Origin of the sequence: Streptomyces xylophagus (assembly GCF_000716435.1) — a bacterium.
GTDB classification, from domain to species: Bacteria; Actinomycetota; Actinomycetes; order Streptomycetales; family Streptomycetaceae; genus Streptomyces; species Streptomyces xylophagus.
The window spans coordinates 323,553-338,113 of record NZ_JNWO01000002.1; the positions used below are offsets into that span (position 1 = coordinate 323,553).

General features: G+C 69.7%; 11 protein-coding genes. 7 read left to right on the plus strand and 4 right to left on the minus strand.

The window, feature by feature from the left end:
- Positions 1–51 precede the first annotated feature (51 nt).
- Positions 52–1,707, plus strand: a complete 1,656-nt coding sequence (locus OO70_RS04960; protein ID WP_043664523.1) for a carboxylesterase/lipase family protein — start codon at positions 52–54, stop codon at positions 1,705–1,707.
- Between the two features lie 10 nt (positions 1,708–1,717).
- Here the strand turns inward: OO70_RS04960 and OO70_RS04965 are convergent, their stop codons facing one another.
- On the minus strand, positions 1,718–2,935 hold the full coding sequence (locus OO70_RS04965) for a chitinase (RefSeq protein ID WP_051740662.1): 1,218 nt from the start codon (positions 2,933–2,935) through the stop codon (positions 1,718–1,720).
- A 235-nt stretch (positions 2,936–3,170) separates the two neighbouring features.
- Between OO70_RS04965 and OO70_RS04970 the strand changes: the two genes are divergently transcribed.
- From OO70_RS04970 to OO70_RS04985, 4 genes are all read left to right on the plus strand, one after another.
- Positions 3,171–6,545: a pyruvate carboxylase gene (locus tag OO70_RS04970; RefSeq protein ID WP_043664527.1), complete on the plus strand. Its 3,375-nt coding sequence runs from the start codon at positions 3,171–3,173 to the stop codon at positions 6,543–6,545.
- A 101-nt stretch (positions 6,546–6,646) separates the two neighbouring features.
- A complete protein-coding gene (locus OO70_RS04975; protein WP_043664529.1) occupies positions 6,647–7,246 on the plus strand; it encodes a cysteine hydrolase family protein in 600 nt (199 codons plus the stop codon).
- Positions 7,247–7,256: 10 nt separating this feature from the next.
- Positions 7,257–8,165, plus strand: a complete 909-nt coding sequence (locus OO70_RS04980) for a GlxA family transcriptional regulator (protein WP_043664532.1) — start codon at positions 7,257–7,259, stop codon at positions 8,163–8,165.
- A gap of 74 nt (positions 8,166–8,239) precedes the next feature.
- The gene (locus tag OO70_RS04985) at positions 8,240–8,854 is read left to right on the plus strand and encodes a DinB family protein (protein ID WP_043664537.1); all 615 of its coding nucleotides are present in this window, start codon (positions 8,240–8,242) and stop codon (positions 8,852–8,854) included.
- 3 nt (positions 8,855–8,857) lie between these two features.
- On the opposite strand, the gene OO70_RS04990 is transcribed toward OO70_RS04985, so the two are convergent.
- The 3 genes from OO70_RS04990 to OO70_RS05000 form a co-directional block, all read right to left on the minus strand.
- Positions 8,858–10,348 (minus strand): UxaA family hydrolase, encoded by a 1,491-nt coding sequence (locus OO70_RS04990; protein WP_078651247.1) that lies wholly within the window; start codon positions 10,346–10,348, stop codon positions 8,858–8,860.
- 159 nt (positions 10,349–10,507) lie between these two features.
- Entirely contained in the window at positions 10,508–11,386 is an 879-nt protein-coding gene (locus OO70_RS04995) for an SMP-30/gluconolactonase/LRE family protein (protein ID WP_043664546.1), read from the minus strand.
- A 104-nt stretch (positions 11,387–11,490) separates the two neighbouring features.
- On the minus strand, positions 11,491–12,423 hold the full coding sequence (locus OO70_RS05000) for a LysR family transcriptional regulator (protein ID WP_043664548.1): 933 nt from the start codon (positions 12,421–12,423) through the stop codon (positions 11,491–11,493).
- 137 nt (positions 12,424–12,560) lie between these two features.
- Between OO70_RS05000 and OO70_RS05005 the strand changes: the two genes are divergently transcribed.
- Both OO70_RS05005 and OO70_RS05010 read left to right on the plus strand, forming a co-directional pair.
- Complete coding sequence (locus OO70_RS05005) at positions 12,561–13,763, plus strand: mandelate racemase/muconate lactonizing enzyme family protein (RefSeq protein WP_051740663.1); 1,203 nt, start codon at positions 12,561–12,563, stop codon at positions 13,761–13,763.
- Between the two features lie 69 nt (positions 13,764–13,832).
- Entirely contained in the window at positions 13,833–14,555 is a 723-nt protein-coding gene (locus tag OO70_RS05010) for an SDR family NAD(P)-dependent oxidoreductase (protein WP_234336703.1), read from the plus strand.
- The last annotated feature ends 6 nt before the right edge of the window (positions 14,556–14,561 follow it).

Here is a 14,561-nt window from a genome sequence, read left to right on the forward strand (position 1 = left end):
CCGGCTGAGCATGGGGCGACTCGCCCGTCCCCCACTCGACAGGGAGCCCCTGTGAACTCGCGAGACCTCAACCGCCGCGTCTTTCTCACCGGTACCACCGCCGCCGTGCTGGCCGTCGGCCTGGACTCCGGTGTCGCGTCGGCCGCCGAGCGACGCACCAGCCGGAGCGCCGACGACATCGTGACCACGGAGTCGGGCCAAGTGACCGGTACCCAGGGCGGGTTGAAGGGCATCGTCGCCTACAAGGGCATCCCCTACGCGGCCGCCACCGCCGGCGACAACCGCTGGCGCCCGCCCCAGCCGGCCCCGTCCTGGGACGACGTCCGCAGGGCGAACAGCTGGGGCCCGGCCTGCCCCCAGCCCGTCACGGGCATCCCGAGCGACCAGGTGCCCGAGCTGAGCGAGGACTGCCTCAACCTCAACATCTGGACCGGCGCGGCTACTTCGGGCGAGAGCAGACCGGTCCTCGTCTGGCTCCCGGGCGGCTGGGACAGCGCCGTGTGGGCCGGGCAGGAGATCTACAACGGGGCGCTGCTGGCGAACAAGGGCGTCGTGTTCGTGAGCGTCAACCACCGCGTCGGCCCCTTCGCCGGCCTCGCCCACCCCGACCTGAGCGCCGAGTCCGGGCACTCCGCCTCCGGCAACTGGGGTGCCCTGGACGTCGTAGCGGCTCTGGAGTGGGTGTCCCGCAACATCGCCGCGTTCGGCGGCGACCCTGACCGCGTGACGCTCGGCGGCTGGCAGAACGGCGCCAACCTCGTCGACATCCTGATGGCCTCGCAGTCGGCCCGAGGGCTGTTCCACAGGGCCCTGCTGCCGTCCGGTACGCGTTACACCAGGGACCCCGCGCTCGGCCAACGGCCTTACAGCTACCGTACGTTGGCTGCCGCCGAGGCCAACGGCACCTCCTTCGCCGCTTACTTGGGTGCCTCGTCCCTCGCCGATCTGCGCGGGGTGTCCGCCGACGAGATCGTCGCGAAGACCTACGCGGACGACGCGCCGGGCGACGCCACCGACTTCGGCGACGTGCTCGACGGCTATGTCCTGCCGAGTACGTACACCGAGGCCATGGAGTCCGGCGCGGAGCTCGATGTACCGGTCCTCACCGGCAACTGCCGGGACGGGAACAGCGGTTCACCCACTCTGGCCGAGTACCAGGCGTACGCCGAGAGCCGGTTCGGACCGGCCGGGCTGACGGACACGTTCCTCGGGCTGTACCCGGCGACCACCGATACCGAGGCAGCCACGCAGTACAACAACTACGCGCGCGACGAGGAACGCGTCTCGACCTTCCTGTGGGGTGGCCAGTTCGAGGACACCGCCGGCAGCCGCAGCTCGGTCCACACCTACTTCTGGACCCGGGTCCCGCCGGGCCACGACGCCACCAACCCCGTTGTCGGGACCGGCACTTCGGGTGCCTTCGACGGAGCCGACGTCTACTACCTGCTCGGCTTCCTCTACAACACCGACCGGCCGTGGGCATCGCGCGACTACGACATCGCCGACACTGCGGCCTCGTACGTGGCGAACTTCGTGGCCACCGGCAACCCGAACGGCGGCAGCCTGACCACCTGGCCGGTCCTGGACACCGGCACCCCGCAGACGATGGAACTCGGCGACCACTTCGCCACGCTTCCCGCAGCGGACAGCGACGCCAAGTACGCCTTTCTCAAGGCCTACTTGACGTCGCAGCCCATCTCCTACTGATCCCGCCGGATCAGCAGGCGCCCTCGTCCTGCCAGGGGCCCCACTGGGAGGCACCGGGCACCTCGTTCTGGGTCCACCACTTGGCCACCCAGTTGTGGTTGCCGTACGACACCTCGTTGCCCTGCGTGTAGACGGCCGTGGAACTCCACGCCGTCTTGCACGTGCCGGGGGTGGGCGTCGGAGTCGGCGTGGGTGTCGTGGTCGGCGGGGTCACGCCCGCGAACTGCACCGAGTACTTCGCGAAGTCCCACGCGTTCTGCGCCACGCTGGAGCAAGTCCCGGACGTCGTACCGCCGTTGTCGACCGGGCTGCACTGCCGGTCGCGGTTGAGGGACCAGAACGTGAAGCGGTCCATGTTGTGGCTGGTGGCGTAGTTCAGGACCGTCTGGAAGTCGGCCTGCGTGAAGTACTCGCCGGTGTCGCTGCGCCCGTTCATGCCCGAGAAGCCCTCGTGGGCGTACGCGGTCGCCTGGTCCCAGCCGAACGTGGACTGCAGGATGGAGTTGAAGTTGGTGAGTGCGCTGGTCTGGGAGGCCGCGCCGTTGAAGCCGCCGTCGAACGGCATGATGGAGAAGTTGTTCGGCGTGAACCCCTGCGACTTCGCCTCCAGCAGCATCTGCTTGCCGAACCAGCCGGTTCCGTCCGCCGTACCGGCCGTGGTGACGGAGACGTACAGGCCCGAGTTGTTCTGCTGGAGGATCTTGGCCGCGCCGATCTCGTTGTGGATGGCCGCCGTGTTCTCGTACTCCGGCTCCTCCAGGTCGAAGTCGATCGCGTGCAGGCCGTACTTGGTGATGACCTGCTGGTAGGCCGCCGCCGTCGAGGCCGGGTCCGAGCAGGCCTGGCCGAGCTTCGTGCCGCCGTAGCCGCCGATGGAGACGGAGACGTCGCCGCCCTTGGCGCGGATCGTGTTGATCACGGACTGGACGGCCGTGTCGGACGAGACCGGTGAGGTGCCGCCCCAAGTGGGGGTGCAGCCGCCGCCGTTGGGGGCGAGGACGAAGGCGAGCTGGAAGGCCTTGAGGCCGGTGGCGTCCATGATGGTGCCCGCGTCCGGCGGGTTGTTGTCCGTCGGCATCAGGTAAGGGGCCGCGGCGTACCAGCGGTTGCTCAGCGCGGTGGCCGCGTTGGTCGCGCCCTGGGCGTTGGTCGCGATGAGAGCGGTCGTGCCCGCGGCGGCGAGCGTCACGGCGGCCGCCGCGCCGAGACATGCGCGAAGACGTGTCACGTTGTGCCTCCGGTGGGAGTGGGGGAGGCGCCCAGCTTCTGGCCGTGTCGCGGCCACGTCAATGGATTGGACTGGACCAAATCCCACTTTGGACTAGACCATACGATTTCTTTACCGTCGGCCCGTTGAAGCGCGTCGCGCGACACGTTTGCGACTAGTGTCCCGGCTCACATGGCGTTATAGGGGTGACGCCGACACCATGGTGCACGTCACCGGCAGGCTGAAGGGATCGGGAATGTTCCGCAAGGTGCTGGTCGCCAACCGTGGAGAGATCGCCATTAGGGCGTTCCGCGCCGGCTATGAGCTGGGCGCGCGAACGGTCGCGGTCTTCCCCCACGAGGACCGCAATTCGCTGCACCGGCTCAAGGCCGACGAGGCCTACGAGATCGGTCAGCCCGGGCATCCGGTCCGCGCCTATCTCTCGGTCGACGAGATCGTCCGCGCGGCACAGCGCGCGGGGGCGGACGCCGTGTACCCGGGCTACGGATTCCTCTCCGAGAACCCCGAACTCGCCCGCGCCTGCGAGGAGGCGGGCATCACCTTCGTCGGTCCGAGCGCCCACATCCTGGAGATGACCGGCAACAAGGCCACGGCGATCGCCGCCGCCCGCGCGGCCGGCGTACCGGTGCTCGGCTCCTCGGCACCCTCCACGGACGTCGACGAACTGGTGCGTGCCGCCGAGGAGATCGGCTTCCCGGTGTTCGTGAAGGCGGTCGCGGGTGGCGGCGGGCGCGGTATGCGCCGTGTCGAGGACCCCGCGACCCTGCGCGAGTCCATCGAGGCGGCGGCCCGCGAGGCCATGTCCGCGTTCGGCGACGCCACGGTGTTCCTGGAGAAGGCCGTCGTCGACCCCCGTCATATCGAGGTGCAGATCCTCGCCGACGGCGAGGGCAACGTCATCCACCTCTTCGAGCGCGACTGTTCGCTGCAACGCCGGCACCAGAAGGTCGTCGAGCTGGCCCCAGCGCCCAACCTCGACCCCGAACTGCGCGACCGCATCTGCGCCGACGCCGTCCGCTTCGCCCGCGAGATCGGCTACCGCAACGCGGGCACCGTCGAGTTCCTCCTCGACCCGTACGGCAACCACGTCTTCATCGAGATGAACCCGCGTATCCAGGTCGAGCACACGGTGACCGAGGAGGTCACCGACGTCGATCTCGTCCAGGCACAGCTGCGCATCGCCTCGGGGGAGACCCTCGCCGACCTCGGCCTCTCGCAGGAGACGGTCACCCTGCACGGCGCGGCCCTCCAGTGCCGTATCACCACCGAGGACCCTGCCAACGGCTTCCGCCCGGACACCGGCCGCATCAGCGCCTACCGTTCGCCCGGCGGCTCCGGTATCCGTCTCGACGGCGGAACCACCCACGCGGGTACGGAGATCAGCGCCCACTTCGACTCGATGCTGGTCAAACTCACCTGCCGGGGCCGGGACTTCACCACCGCGGTCAACCGCGCCCGGCGCGCCGTCGCCGAGTTCCGTATTCGCGGTGTGGCCACCAACATCCCGTTCCTGCAAGCGGTCCTGGACGACCCGGACTTCCAGGCGGGCCGCATCACCACCTCGTTCATCGAGCAGCGCCCGCACCTGCTGACGGCCCGTCACTCCGCCGACCGTGGTACGAAGTTGCTCACCTACCTCGCCGACGTCACGGTCAACAAGCCGCACGGCGAACGCCCCGACCTGATCGACCCCACCACCAAGTTGCCTACGATCCCGACCGGCGAACCCCCGGCCGGATCACGGCAGTTGCTCGCCGAACTCGGCCCCGAGGGCTTCGCCCGCCATCTGCGCGAATCCCCGACGATCGGCGTCACCGACACCACCTTCCGCGACGCCCACCAGTCGCTCCTCGCCACCCGCGTCCGCACCAAGGACCTCCTCGCGGTCGCCCCGGTCGTGGCCCACACCGTGCCCCAACTCCTGTCCCTGGAATGCTGGGGCGGCGCTACCTACGACGTGGCCCTGCGCTTCCTCGCCGAGGATCCGTGGGACCGGCTGGCCGCCCTGCGCGAGGCCGTTCCCAACATCTGCCTCCAGATGTTGCTGCGCGGCCGGAACACCGTGGGCTACACGCCGTATCCGACCCAAGTCACCGACGCCTTCGTCCAGGAGGCCGCCGCCACCGGCATCGACATCTTCCGCATCTTCGACGCGCTCAACGACGTCGGCCAGATGCGCCCGGCCATCGACGCCGTACGCGCCACCGGAACGTCGATCGCCGAGGTCGCCCTCTGCTACACCTCGGACCTGTCCGACCCGGGCGAGCGCCTGTACACGCTCGATTACTACCTCCGGCTGGCCGAGCAGATCGTCGAGGCGGGTGCTCATGTCCTCGCGGTGAAGGACATGGCGGGCCTGCTGCGCGCCCCGGCCGCCGCGACGCTCGTATCGGCGCTGCGCCGCGAGTTCGGCCTGCCGGTCCACCTGCACACCCACGACACGGCAGGCGGTCAGCTCGCCACCTACCTCGCCGCGATCCAGGCCGGCGCGGACGCCGTCGACGGCGCGGTCGCTTCCATGGCGGGCACGACCTCGCAGCCGTCCCTCTCCGCGATCGTCGCCGCCACCGACTACTCGGACCGCCCCACGGGCCTCGACCTCCAGGCCATCGGCGACCTGGAGCCGTACTGGGAGAGCGTCCGCAAGATCTACGCCCCCTTCGAGGCGGGCCTTGCCTCGCCCACCGGCCGCGTCTACCACCACGAGATCCCCGGTGGCCAGCTCTCCAACCTGCGCACCCAGGCGATCGCGCTCGGCCTCGGCGACCGCTTCGAGGACATCGAGGCGATGTACGCCGCCGCCGACCGCATCCTCGGCCACCTGGTGAAGGTCACCCCCTCGTCGAAGGTCGTCGGCGACCTCGCCCTGCACCTGGTCGGCGCCGGAGTGAGCCCCGCCGACTTCGAGGCGTCCCCTGACCGCTACGACATCCCCGACTCGGTAATCGGCTTCCTGCGCGGAGAGTTGGGCACCCCGCCCGGCGGCTGGCCCGAGCCGTTCCGCACCAAGGCACTCCAGGGCCGCGCCGCCCCCAAGCCCGTACAGGATCTCACCCCCGAGGACCGCACGGCCCTCGACAAGGACCGCCGCGCCACCCTCAACCGCCTGCTCTTCCCCGGCCCCACGCGGGAGTTCGAGACGCACCGCCAGACCTATGGCGACACCAGCGTCCTCGACAGCAAGGACTTCTTCTACGGCATCCGCCCCGGCAAGGAGTACACGGTCGACCTGGAACCCGGCGTCCGTCTGCTCATCGAGCTGGAGGCCGTCGGCGAGGCCGACGAACGCGGGATGCGCACCGTGCTGTCCGCCCTGAACGGCCAACTCCGCCCGGTCCAGGTGCGCGACACCGCCGCCGCTTCCGACATCCCCGCCACCGAGAAGGCCGACCGGACCAACCCCGGCCATGTGGCTGCCCCGTTCGCGGGCGTGGTCACCCTCGCGGTCGAGGAGGGTGACGAGGTGGAGGCCGGTGTCACCGTCGCCACCATCGAGGCCATGAAGATGGAAGCGGCGATCACCGCTCCCAAGGCCGGCCGGGTGGCCCGCCTCGCCATCAACCGCATCCAGCAGGTGGAGGGCGGCGACCTGCTCGTCGAACTGAGGTAGACGGGAGGGTACGACAGGCCGCCTCCCGGTGACCGGATCGGTCCGGTCCCGGACCCGATGCGGCCTGTCGCCACCCCGCCCGCACGGCGCAGTCTTGGGACATGACTCGAGCACTGATCGTCATCGATGTCCAGGAATCCTTCCGCGCCCGCCCGCTGTGGGAGACCATCTCCGACCCGAAGATCGCCGAACAGGCGAACCGCCTGGTCCGGCTCGCCCGTCAGGCCGGCGACCTCGTGGTGTGGGTCCTGCACTCCGAGCCCGGCAGCGGCGACGTCTTCGACCCGGCCCTCGGCCACGTCCGGCTCATGGACGAACTGGAGCGCGCGGAGGGCGAGCCGCTGCTCCACAAGACCTCACACAACGCGTTCACCACCACCAACCTGCAGCAGATCCTCACCGAGCACGGCGTCCGCGAGCTCACCGTCTGCGGCATCCGCACCGAGCAGTGCGTCGAGACCACCACCCGTGTCGCGAGCGACTTCGGCTACCAGGTCACCTTCGTCACCGACGCGACCGCGACGAACCCCATCCCGCACCGCGAGGCCCCCGCCGACCAGACCGTCGCCGAACTCCTGGCAGACCCCCGCACCCTCCCCGCTGACGAGGTAATCCGGCGCACCGAGTACGCCCTCGCCGGCCGCTTCGCCACCATCGCGACGGTCGACGAACTGGAAGCCGCCGCCGCACCTCAGGCATGATGACCGGATCGTGAGCCACGTCGTCTTCTTCCTGGTACCCGGAGTCCACCTGCTGGACCTGGCCGGCCCCGCGCAGGTCTTCTCCACGGCGGCGGACTTCGGGCACCCCTACACGCTCTCCTATGTCGCCGAACAGCCCCAGGTCACCAGCGCCCAGGGGCTGCCGCTGGCGGCCGTGCTCGACTGGCCCGAGCTCGGCCCGGAGGATCTGATCGTGGTGCCCGGCTGGCGTTCGCTCCGGCTCGCGGACGGTCCCGCCATCGGCCCCACGCCCTTGCGGGCCCTACGGGACCACCACGCCGGCGGCGGAACGGTGGCCAGCGTCTGCGCCGGAGCCGACGCACTCGGCCGGGCCGGGCTCCTCGACGGCCGCCACTGCACCACCCACCACGATGTTCAGGACGAACTCGCCCTGCGCCACCCGAAGGCGACGGTCGTCCGCGACGTCCTGTTCACCACCGACGACCGGATCATCACCTCGGCCGGCATCGCCAGCGGCATCGACCTCGCCCTGCACATCGTCGCCACCCGGCACGGCCCCGCCGTAGCCGCCCAGATCGCCCGGGACATGGTCGTGTACGCCCGTCGCAACGGCCATGAACCGCAGTCCAGCGCGATGCTCCGGCACCGCTCCCACCTGGACGACACGGTGCACCGCGCCCAGGACCTCATCGACACCCGCTTCGATGAAGCGTTGCCCCTGCCCGCCCTCGCCTCGGCCGTGGGCGTCAGCGAACGCACCCTCACCCGCCTCTTCACCCGGGCCACCGGACTCACCCCGCTGCGCTACCAGCAGACCCTCCGCCTCGAACACGCCGAGCACCTCATCAGCCACGGCGCCACGATCGACTCCGCTGCCCGCACGGTCGGTTTCGAGGACGCCCGGATGCTGCGTCGGCTGCGCGCCCGCACCCAGTAAATGAGGGGCAGTTCGGCGGGGACGCTGTTAGGTTGCCGGGTCGACGACCCACCGGCTCGCCACAGGAGTGCCCCGTGATCCCACCCCGACTGGCCCCGCTGCTCGACCAGTTCGACTTCGCGTGCGAGCGCCTCTCCGGCCGTCTGGCCGGGCCCGTCATGGACAGCGGCGACGGCACGGACACCCGGGTCGGGCCCATGACCGACGAGGAGTACTTCTGGGAACCGGTGTCCGACTGCTGGTCGGTGCGACGGCGCGCGGACGGGCCGGGAGCCCGGGCAACCAGCCTTGAGGGACAGGGTGATTGGGGACGCGACGCCGCCGCCTACCCGCACCCCTGGCCCCCGCCCTTCACCACCCTCGCCTGGCGCCTGAGTCACCTCACCGAGTTGCTGACCCTCCGCGCCGACCACACGGCCGGCAGCCGCACACTGACCCGCGACGACCACCCCGTCGCGGGCGATGCCGCCAGTGCTGTCGCGGCCTTCGACGCGGCTGTCGGCGCCTGGCGGAAGGCGCTGCTGAGCGTCGACGACGCCGCGCTCGACACCGTCGGGTACTGCACCTATCCGCACGGCAGCGACGCGGAGGAGCCGTTCATCGACATCGTGTGGTGGGTCAACCAGGAAGTACTGCACCACGGAGCCGAGATCGCCATGCTGCGTGACCTGTACCGAGAGCGTGGTTGACCGTCACAGGACCGCGCCCATGCGCCAGGGGACGATCTCCTCGGTCCCGAACCCGAGCGCCTCGGACTTGCTCTCGGTACCGGAGGCCATGTCCACGAGGGCGTCGAACAGGGCTGTTCCGTATGTGACTTGATCGGTGTGGCTCATGGCGGGCCCGGCGTCGAAGTCGATGTCGCCGCGCATCCGCTCGTACAGCCCACTGGTGGTGCTGATCTTCAGGCAGGGCACGGGACGGGAGCCGAACAGTGAGCCGCGTCCGGTCGTGAAGGCGAGCAGGTTGGCGCCGCCGGCGACCATGCCGGTGGCCGACACCGGGTCGTAGCCGGGGGTGTCCATGAAGGTGAGGCCGGGCGCGGTGACGGGCTCCGCGTATCCGACGACGTCGTTCAGCGGACTCGTCCCGGACTTGAGTACGGCGCCCAGGGACTTCTCCCAGATGGTCGTGATCCCGCCGGCCCGGTTTCCCCGCGACGGATTGTTGTCGAGGGTCGCGCCGTTGGCCGCCGTGTACTCCTGCCACCAGGCGATGAGTTCGTCGATACGGGCCGCCGCCTCGGGAGTCGACGCCCTGTCCCGCAGTAGGTGGTGGGCGCCGTAGATCTCCGGGGTCTCGCCGAGAACGACTCTTCCGCCGCCTGCGACGAGCAGGTCGGCAGCGACACCGAGCGTGGGATTGGCGGTGAGCCCGGAGTAGGCGTCGCTGCCGCCGCACTGGAGGCCAAGCGTCAGTTCCGCGAGCGGGATCGGCTCGCGACGGGTCCGTGTGATGTGCGAGACAAGGTCCGCGATGCGGTCGAGCGCCGTGTTCACCGTCGGTGCGGTGCCGCCGAGTTGCTGGATGGCGAGGGTTTCCACGGCCGTGCTGTCGCCGAGGATGTTCTCCGGCTGGTTCACCTCGCAGCCGAGGCTGATCAGGAGGGCGCCCGCGACATTCGCGTGGCCGAGGTAAGTACGCAGTGTGCGGCGGAGAATGGCGTCCCCGGAGGTGCCCTCCGCCATTCCGCAGCCGAGGTCGTGGGGGAGGGCGATGACGCCGTCGAGTCCGGGTGTCCCCTTGTGCCGGTCGTCGGCCCGCAGGGCGATCATCCGGGCCACCGTGGCGGAACAGTTCACGGTCGGGACCACCACGATGTAGTTCCGGGTGGCCGCGCGCCCGTCCGGCCTGCGGTAGCCGAGGAAGTGGTCGCGGGTGGGGGAGACGCCGGTCGGCAAGGTGCGCGTCGGGGAGGGGGCGGTGGTCGGCTCCTCCCACGGGCCGATTCCGAGGTTGTGCACGTGGACGTGCCCGCCCGCCGGGATGTCGGCCAGGGCCACGCCGATGACCTCACCGTACTTGCGGACCGGAGCGCCCTTCGGAATCGCGTGCAACGCGACCTTGTGCCCGGCGGCGATGTCCTCGACGGCGGGTGCCGGGCCGGCGTCGAGTTCGAGGAGCGTTCCCCGTGCCACGTCCACGAGCAGCAGGCCTATGTCGTCCGGGCCGGGACGCGGCACCAACGGCCTGATGGTCGGCGTCGGTCCCGGTTCCGATGAGTCACGACGGTTACGGTTCACGTGATCGACCGTAGGACCCCGACACCGCACAGGGGAAAGACGGTTATCGATGGTCGGTCATCCGGAATACGAATGCCCGCCGCCCGTGGGGGAGTTGGGTCAGGCGCGGAACGGGCGGACGGGGACGCCTGCCGTCCCGGTCTCGACGACGAAGACCGATCCGGACAGCGGGGACCTGGCCAACTCCTCGGCGGACAGGCCGTTTCGGGCGGAGGTGATGAACAGGCGACCGTCCGCGCCGAAGGCACAACTGGTCGGCTGGAGCACGGGTACCGGGACGAGTCCGACGACCCGGCCCGTCGGGTCGTACCGGCGCACTTCACGTCCTCCGTGCATGGCCACCCAGAAGCACCCCTCCACGTCGACGGCGAGGCCGTCGGGGACACCGACTCCCTCGGTCTTGGTCAGTACCTCCAGGCGGCCGAGTTCTCCGGGCTCTGCGTGGAAGTCCGCGCGGTACAGGAGGTTGGCGTAGCTGTCGGCGAGATACATGACGGTGTCCTCGGCGTTCCAGCCCAGTCCGTTCGGCAGTACGAGTCCGTCCGCGACGACGACGCTCGGTCCGTCGCCGTCCCACCGGTGGAGGCGGCCCTGGCCCGGTGCGAACTCCATGTCGTTGCTGCCGGCCCAGAACCTGCCGTGGGAGTCCACCTTGCCGTCGTTCATGCGCAGGTTCGGTTCCGGCAGCACGGGATCGACCAGTGTCAGGCCGTCGCCGGTGACGTAGCCGAACCCGTCCGCCACCGCGACGGCGAAAGCGTCCTGTGCCTCGCGGGGCGCTACCGCGCCGACCATCGTGCCGACGTCCGTGACGGTCTGCCGGCCGGTGGACAGGTCGTCCTCGAACACCTTGCGGCCGTAGATGTCGACCCAGAGGAGATGTCCGGTGCGAGGATCGAACACCGGCCCCTCACCGACGTCCGAAGTGTCACTGCGTACCGCCACTTCAAGAGGTGCGTACGTGCGGACATTGGCCATTGCGACTCCGTTCGTTTTCCCTCAACCTCGCCCCGGTCGCCCGTAATCGTCAATGCCGGATCGCGGATGTCGGGCATTCGTTCCGCGAATGGGGCAGGGCTTCGTCAAACCGGTGGAACGGTGGTCGTGCCTTCAGGACGCGGTGCTTTTACCACGGCTCGGATGAAAGCGCGTGCGGCTGCGCCCAGCGGGCGTTCCGAGTGCCACCAGATTCCCACGTCCCGATAGCGGTTGAGTTGGTGAATGGGGCGCATTTCCATTCCCTCGCGCAGGATCATCACCGCGCCCAGATAGTTGATGATGCCGATTCCGTGTCCGGCGCGCACCATTGCTCCGAGTGTGGTCGGCTGATGGGAGACGATTCCGTACGGCGAGACCAGGTTCTTGATGCTCAACTCGACCTCGGCCTCGTAACCGACAATGGTGTTGGCGAGCGGATCGCCGATCGTGATGACGCGCTCGTCCGCGAAGTCCGCCAACTCGACCTGACTCTTCTCGAGGAGGGGATGGCCGGTCGGCGCGAGCATGACGAAGGGTTCCCGCCAGAGCGGACGCATGGTGAAGTCGTGGTCATGGGGCTCGGGCCGGACCGGGCGCAGCGCCACCGAGACCCGGCGCTCGGACAGTGCCGCCTCGATGAACCCCGAGTCCCCGTCCAGGACCGCCACCCTGATCCGCGGGTACTCCTCCTGGAGCGCCGTGATGACCCCTGGAAGGAATTCCGAACTCCCGCTCGCGAAGCTCGCGACCGTGACGGTTCCCGTGATGTTGCCCAGATCGGTCTGGCGGGCGGTGACCAATTCGTCGGCGGCGGCGAGCACCGACCGCGCCCGGGCCAGCAGAGCGCGCCCGTCGTCGGTGAGGGTGAGGGGGCGGATACGGCGTTCGATGAGCAGACAGCCGAGTTCGCGTTCCAGATTCGCGATATGCGCCGACACGCGTGGTTGCGACAAATGCAACTTTTCGGCCGCTCTGGTGAATCCGCCGGTATCCACGACCTCGACCCAGGTACGCAGCCAAGCCAGTTCGAGCGTCATCGACCGAACCTCCTCTCCTCGAAGCCGGACCGCCGCAGGGCGGGAATTCCCGCTGACGGCATGTCATCTGCGCGGCAGATCATCTGTATTCGTATTTCGCTGTTGACTCGTCCAGTCGGCCATGGCCGACTGGAACAATGACCGAGCAGACTTCTTTCGGCACCGCCCGCGGGCTGCTGTCCGCGCACGGAGCGGACCTCCTTCGCGGCGACGACGGTGCCGTGATCACCTCCGTGGAGACCTATGCCCTCGCCGTGCCCCTGAAGCGGCCCATCGCCGACTCCACGGCAGCCATGGCGCACTGGACGGTGCCGGTGGTCGAGATCCGCACCGCCGACGGCCGCGTCGGCACGGGGATCTCCGGAGTCCACTGCGCTCCCGAACTCCTCTCCGACGTGATCCTCTCCTACTATGCCGACGCCCTCCTCGACACCTCGTCGGAGGACATCCTGGGCACCTGGAAACGCCTGTACTGGCTGCCCACGCACTGGATCGGCAGGGCCGGTGTCGTGCACATGGCGCTCGCCATGGTCGACATCGCCCTGTGGGACCTCGCCGCGCAGCGGGCCGGCATGCCGCTGTGGCGCCTCCTCGGCGGCACGCAGGAGAGCGTCGAGGCGTACAACACCGACGGAGGCTGGCTCAACCTCAGCGACACCGAACTGGTCCGGGATCTCACGTCGTTGGTCGACCACGGCTGGTCCCGGGTGAAGATCAAGGTGGGGCGGTCCGACTGGCGCGAGGACGCCCGACGGGTGCGCGCGGTCCGGCGGGCGCTCGGCGACGACGTGACCCTGATGTGCGACGCCAACCAACGCTGGGACCTGTCCACGGCGAACCAGATCATGCCGGTCCTGGAGGACGCGGCGATGGACTGGGTCGAGGAGCCCTTCCACGCCGACGACCTCCAGGCCCACGCCCGCCTCCAGTCGTCGACGCGGCTGGACGTGGCGGCCGGCGAAAGCATCTACTCGTACCACCAGTTCGCCTCCTTCATGGCAGCCGACGCCATCCGCGTCGTCCAGGCCGACGTCACCCGGGTCGGCGGCGTCACCGAGTTCCTGCAGATCGCCGCGCACGCGGCGGCACGGGGACTGCGGTTCGCACCGCACGCCGGCGACATGATGCAGGTGCACCAGCACCTGGTCGGCACCGTCCTGTCGGAGGTGCCGCCCCTCGTCGAGTTCATCCCCTGGACACAGGAAGCCTTCGTCGAGCGCAGCGTCGTACGCGAGGGACTCATGGAACGCCCGCACGGACCGGGCGCCTCCACCGCGATCGACCCCGCCGCGCGTGTCCGCTGGCAGATCGCCGCGGTGGGATCGACCAGGACCCTCTGACACCCCCGCCCCACCATCGACGGAAGGACCGAGATGACCGAGTCGCCCCAGAGGCACACTGACGATCGCGTGGCCGTCGTCACCGGCGCGGGCCAGGGAATCGGACGCGCCATCGCCGTGGCCCTCGCGGCCCGTGGCGTACGGGTCGTCGTCACCGACCGCAACACCGAGACCGGCACCGCCGTCGCCAAGGAGGTGGGCGGCGACTTCCTGCCCCTGGACGTCTCCGACCCCCGCGCCGTCGCGGAGACGGCGGACGAGGTCGTACGGCGCTTCGACCGCGTCGACGTCCTGGTCAACAACGCCGGTATCGCCCACGAGGACGCGGCTCTCGACGTGACGGACGAGGTGTGGCACCGCGTCCTCGACGTCGACCTGACCGGCACCTTCGTGGCCTGCCGCGAGTTCGGCCGCCACTTCGTGCGCCGACGGTCCGGTTCGATCGTGAACATCTCCTCCATCGCCGCCTTCATCGGCTCCAATCCCGAGTACCACGTCGCCTACGACGTCGCGAAGGCCGGCGTCTCCCAGCTGGCGCGGTCGCTCGCGGTCGAGTGGGCGCGGTACGGGGTCCGGGTCAACGCCGTCGCGCCGGGACGGACCCGCACCCCCATCCTCGACACGGTCGGGATGGACGATCCGCGGCGGATGACGCAGTGGATCGACCAGATCCCGATGGGCCGACTGTTGGAGGCCGAGGAGATCGCGGCCGCCGTCGCGTTCGTGGCGCTCGACGGAGCCGCGATGACCGGGCAGACCCTCCTCGTCGACGGCGGCCAGATCGCGCAGTGACGCCGA

Coding starts and splice junctions, on each gene's coding strand:
- OO70_RS04995 (WP_043664546.1), bottom strand. CDS start 11,386: ATGGCCAATGTCCGCACGTACGCACCTCTTGAAGTGGCGGTACGCAGT.
- OO70_RS04975 (WP_043664529.1), top strand. CDS start 6,647: ATGACTCGAGCACTGATCGTCATCGATGTCCAGGAATCCTTCCGCGCC.
- OO70_RS05005 (WP_051740663.1), top strand. CDS start 12,561: ATGACCGAGCAGACTTCTTTCGGCACCGCCCGCGGGCTGCTGTCCGCG.
- OO70_RS05000 (WP_043664548.1), bottom strand. CDS start 12,423: ATGACGCTCGAACTGGCTTGGCTGCGTACCTGGGTCGAGGTCGTGGAT.
- OO70_RS04970 (WP_043664527.1), top strand. CDS start 3,171: ATGTTCCGCAAGGTGCTGGTCGCCAACCGTGGAGAGATCGCCATTAGG.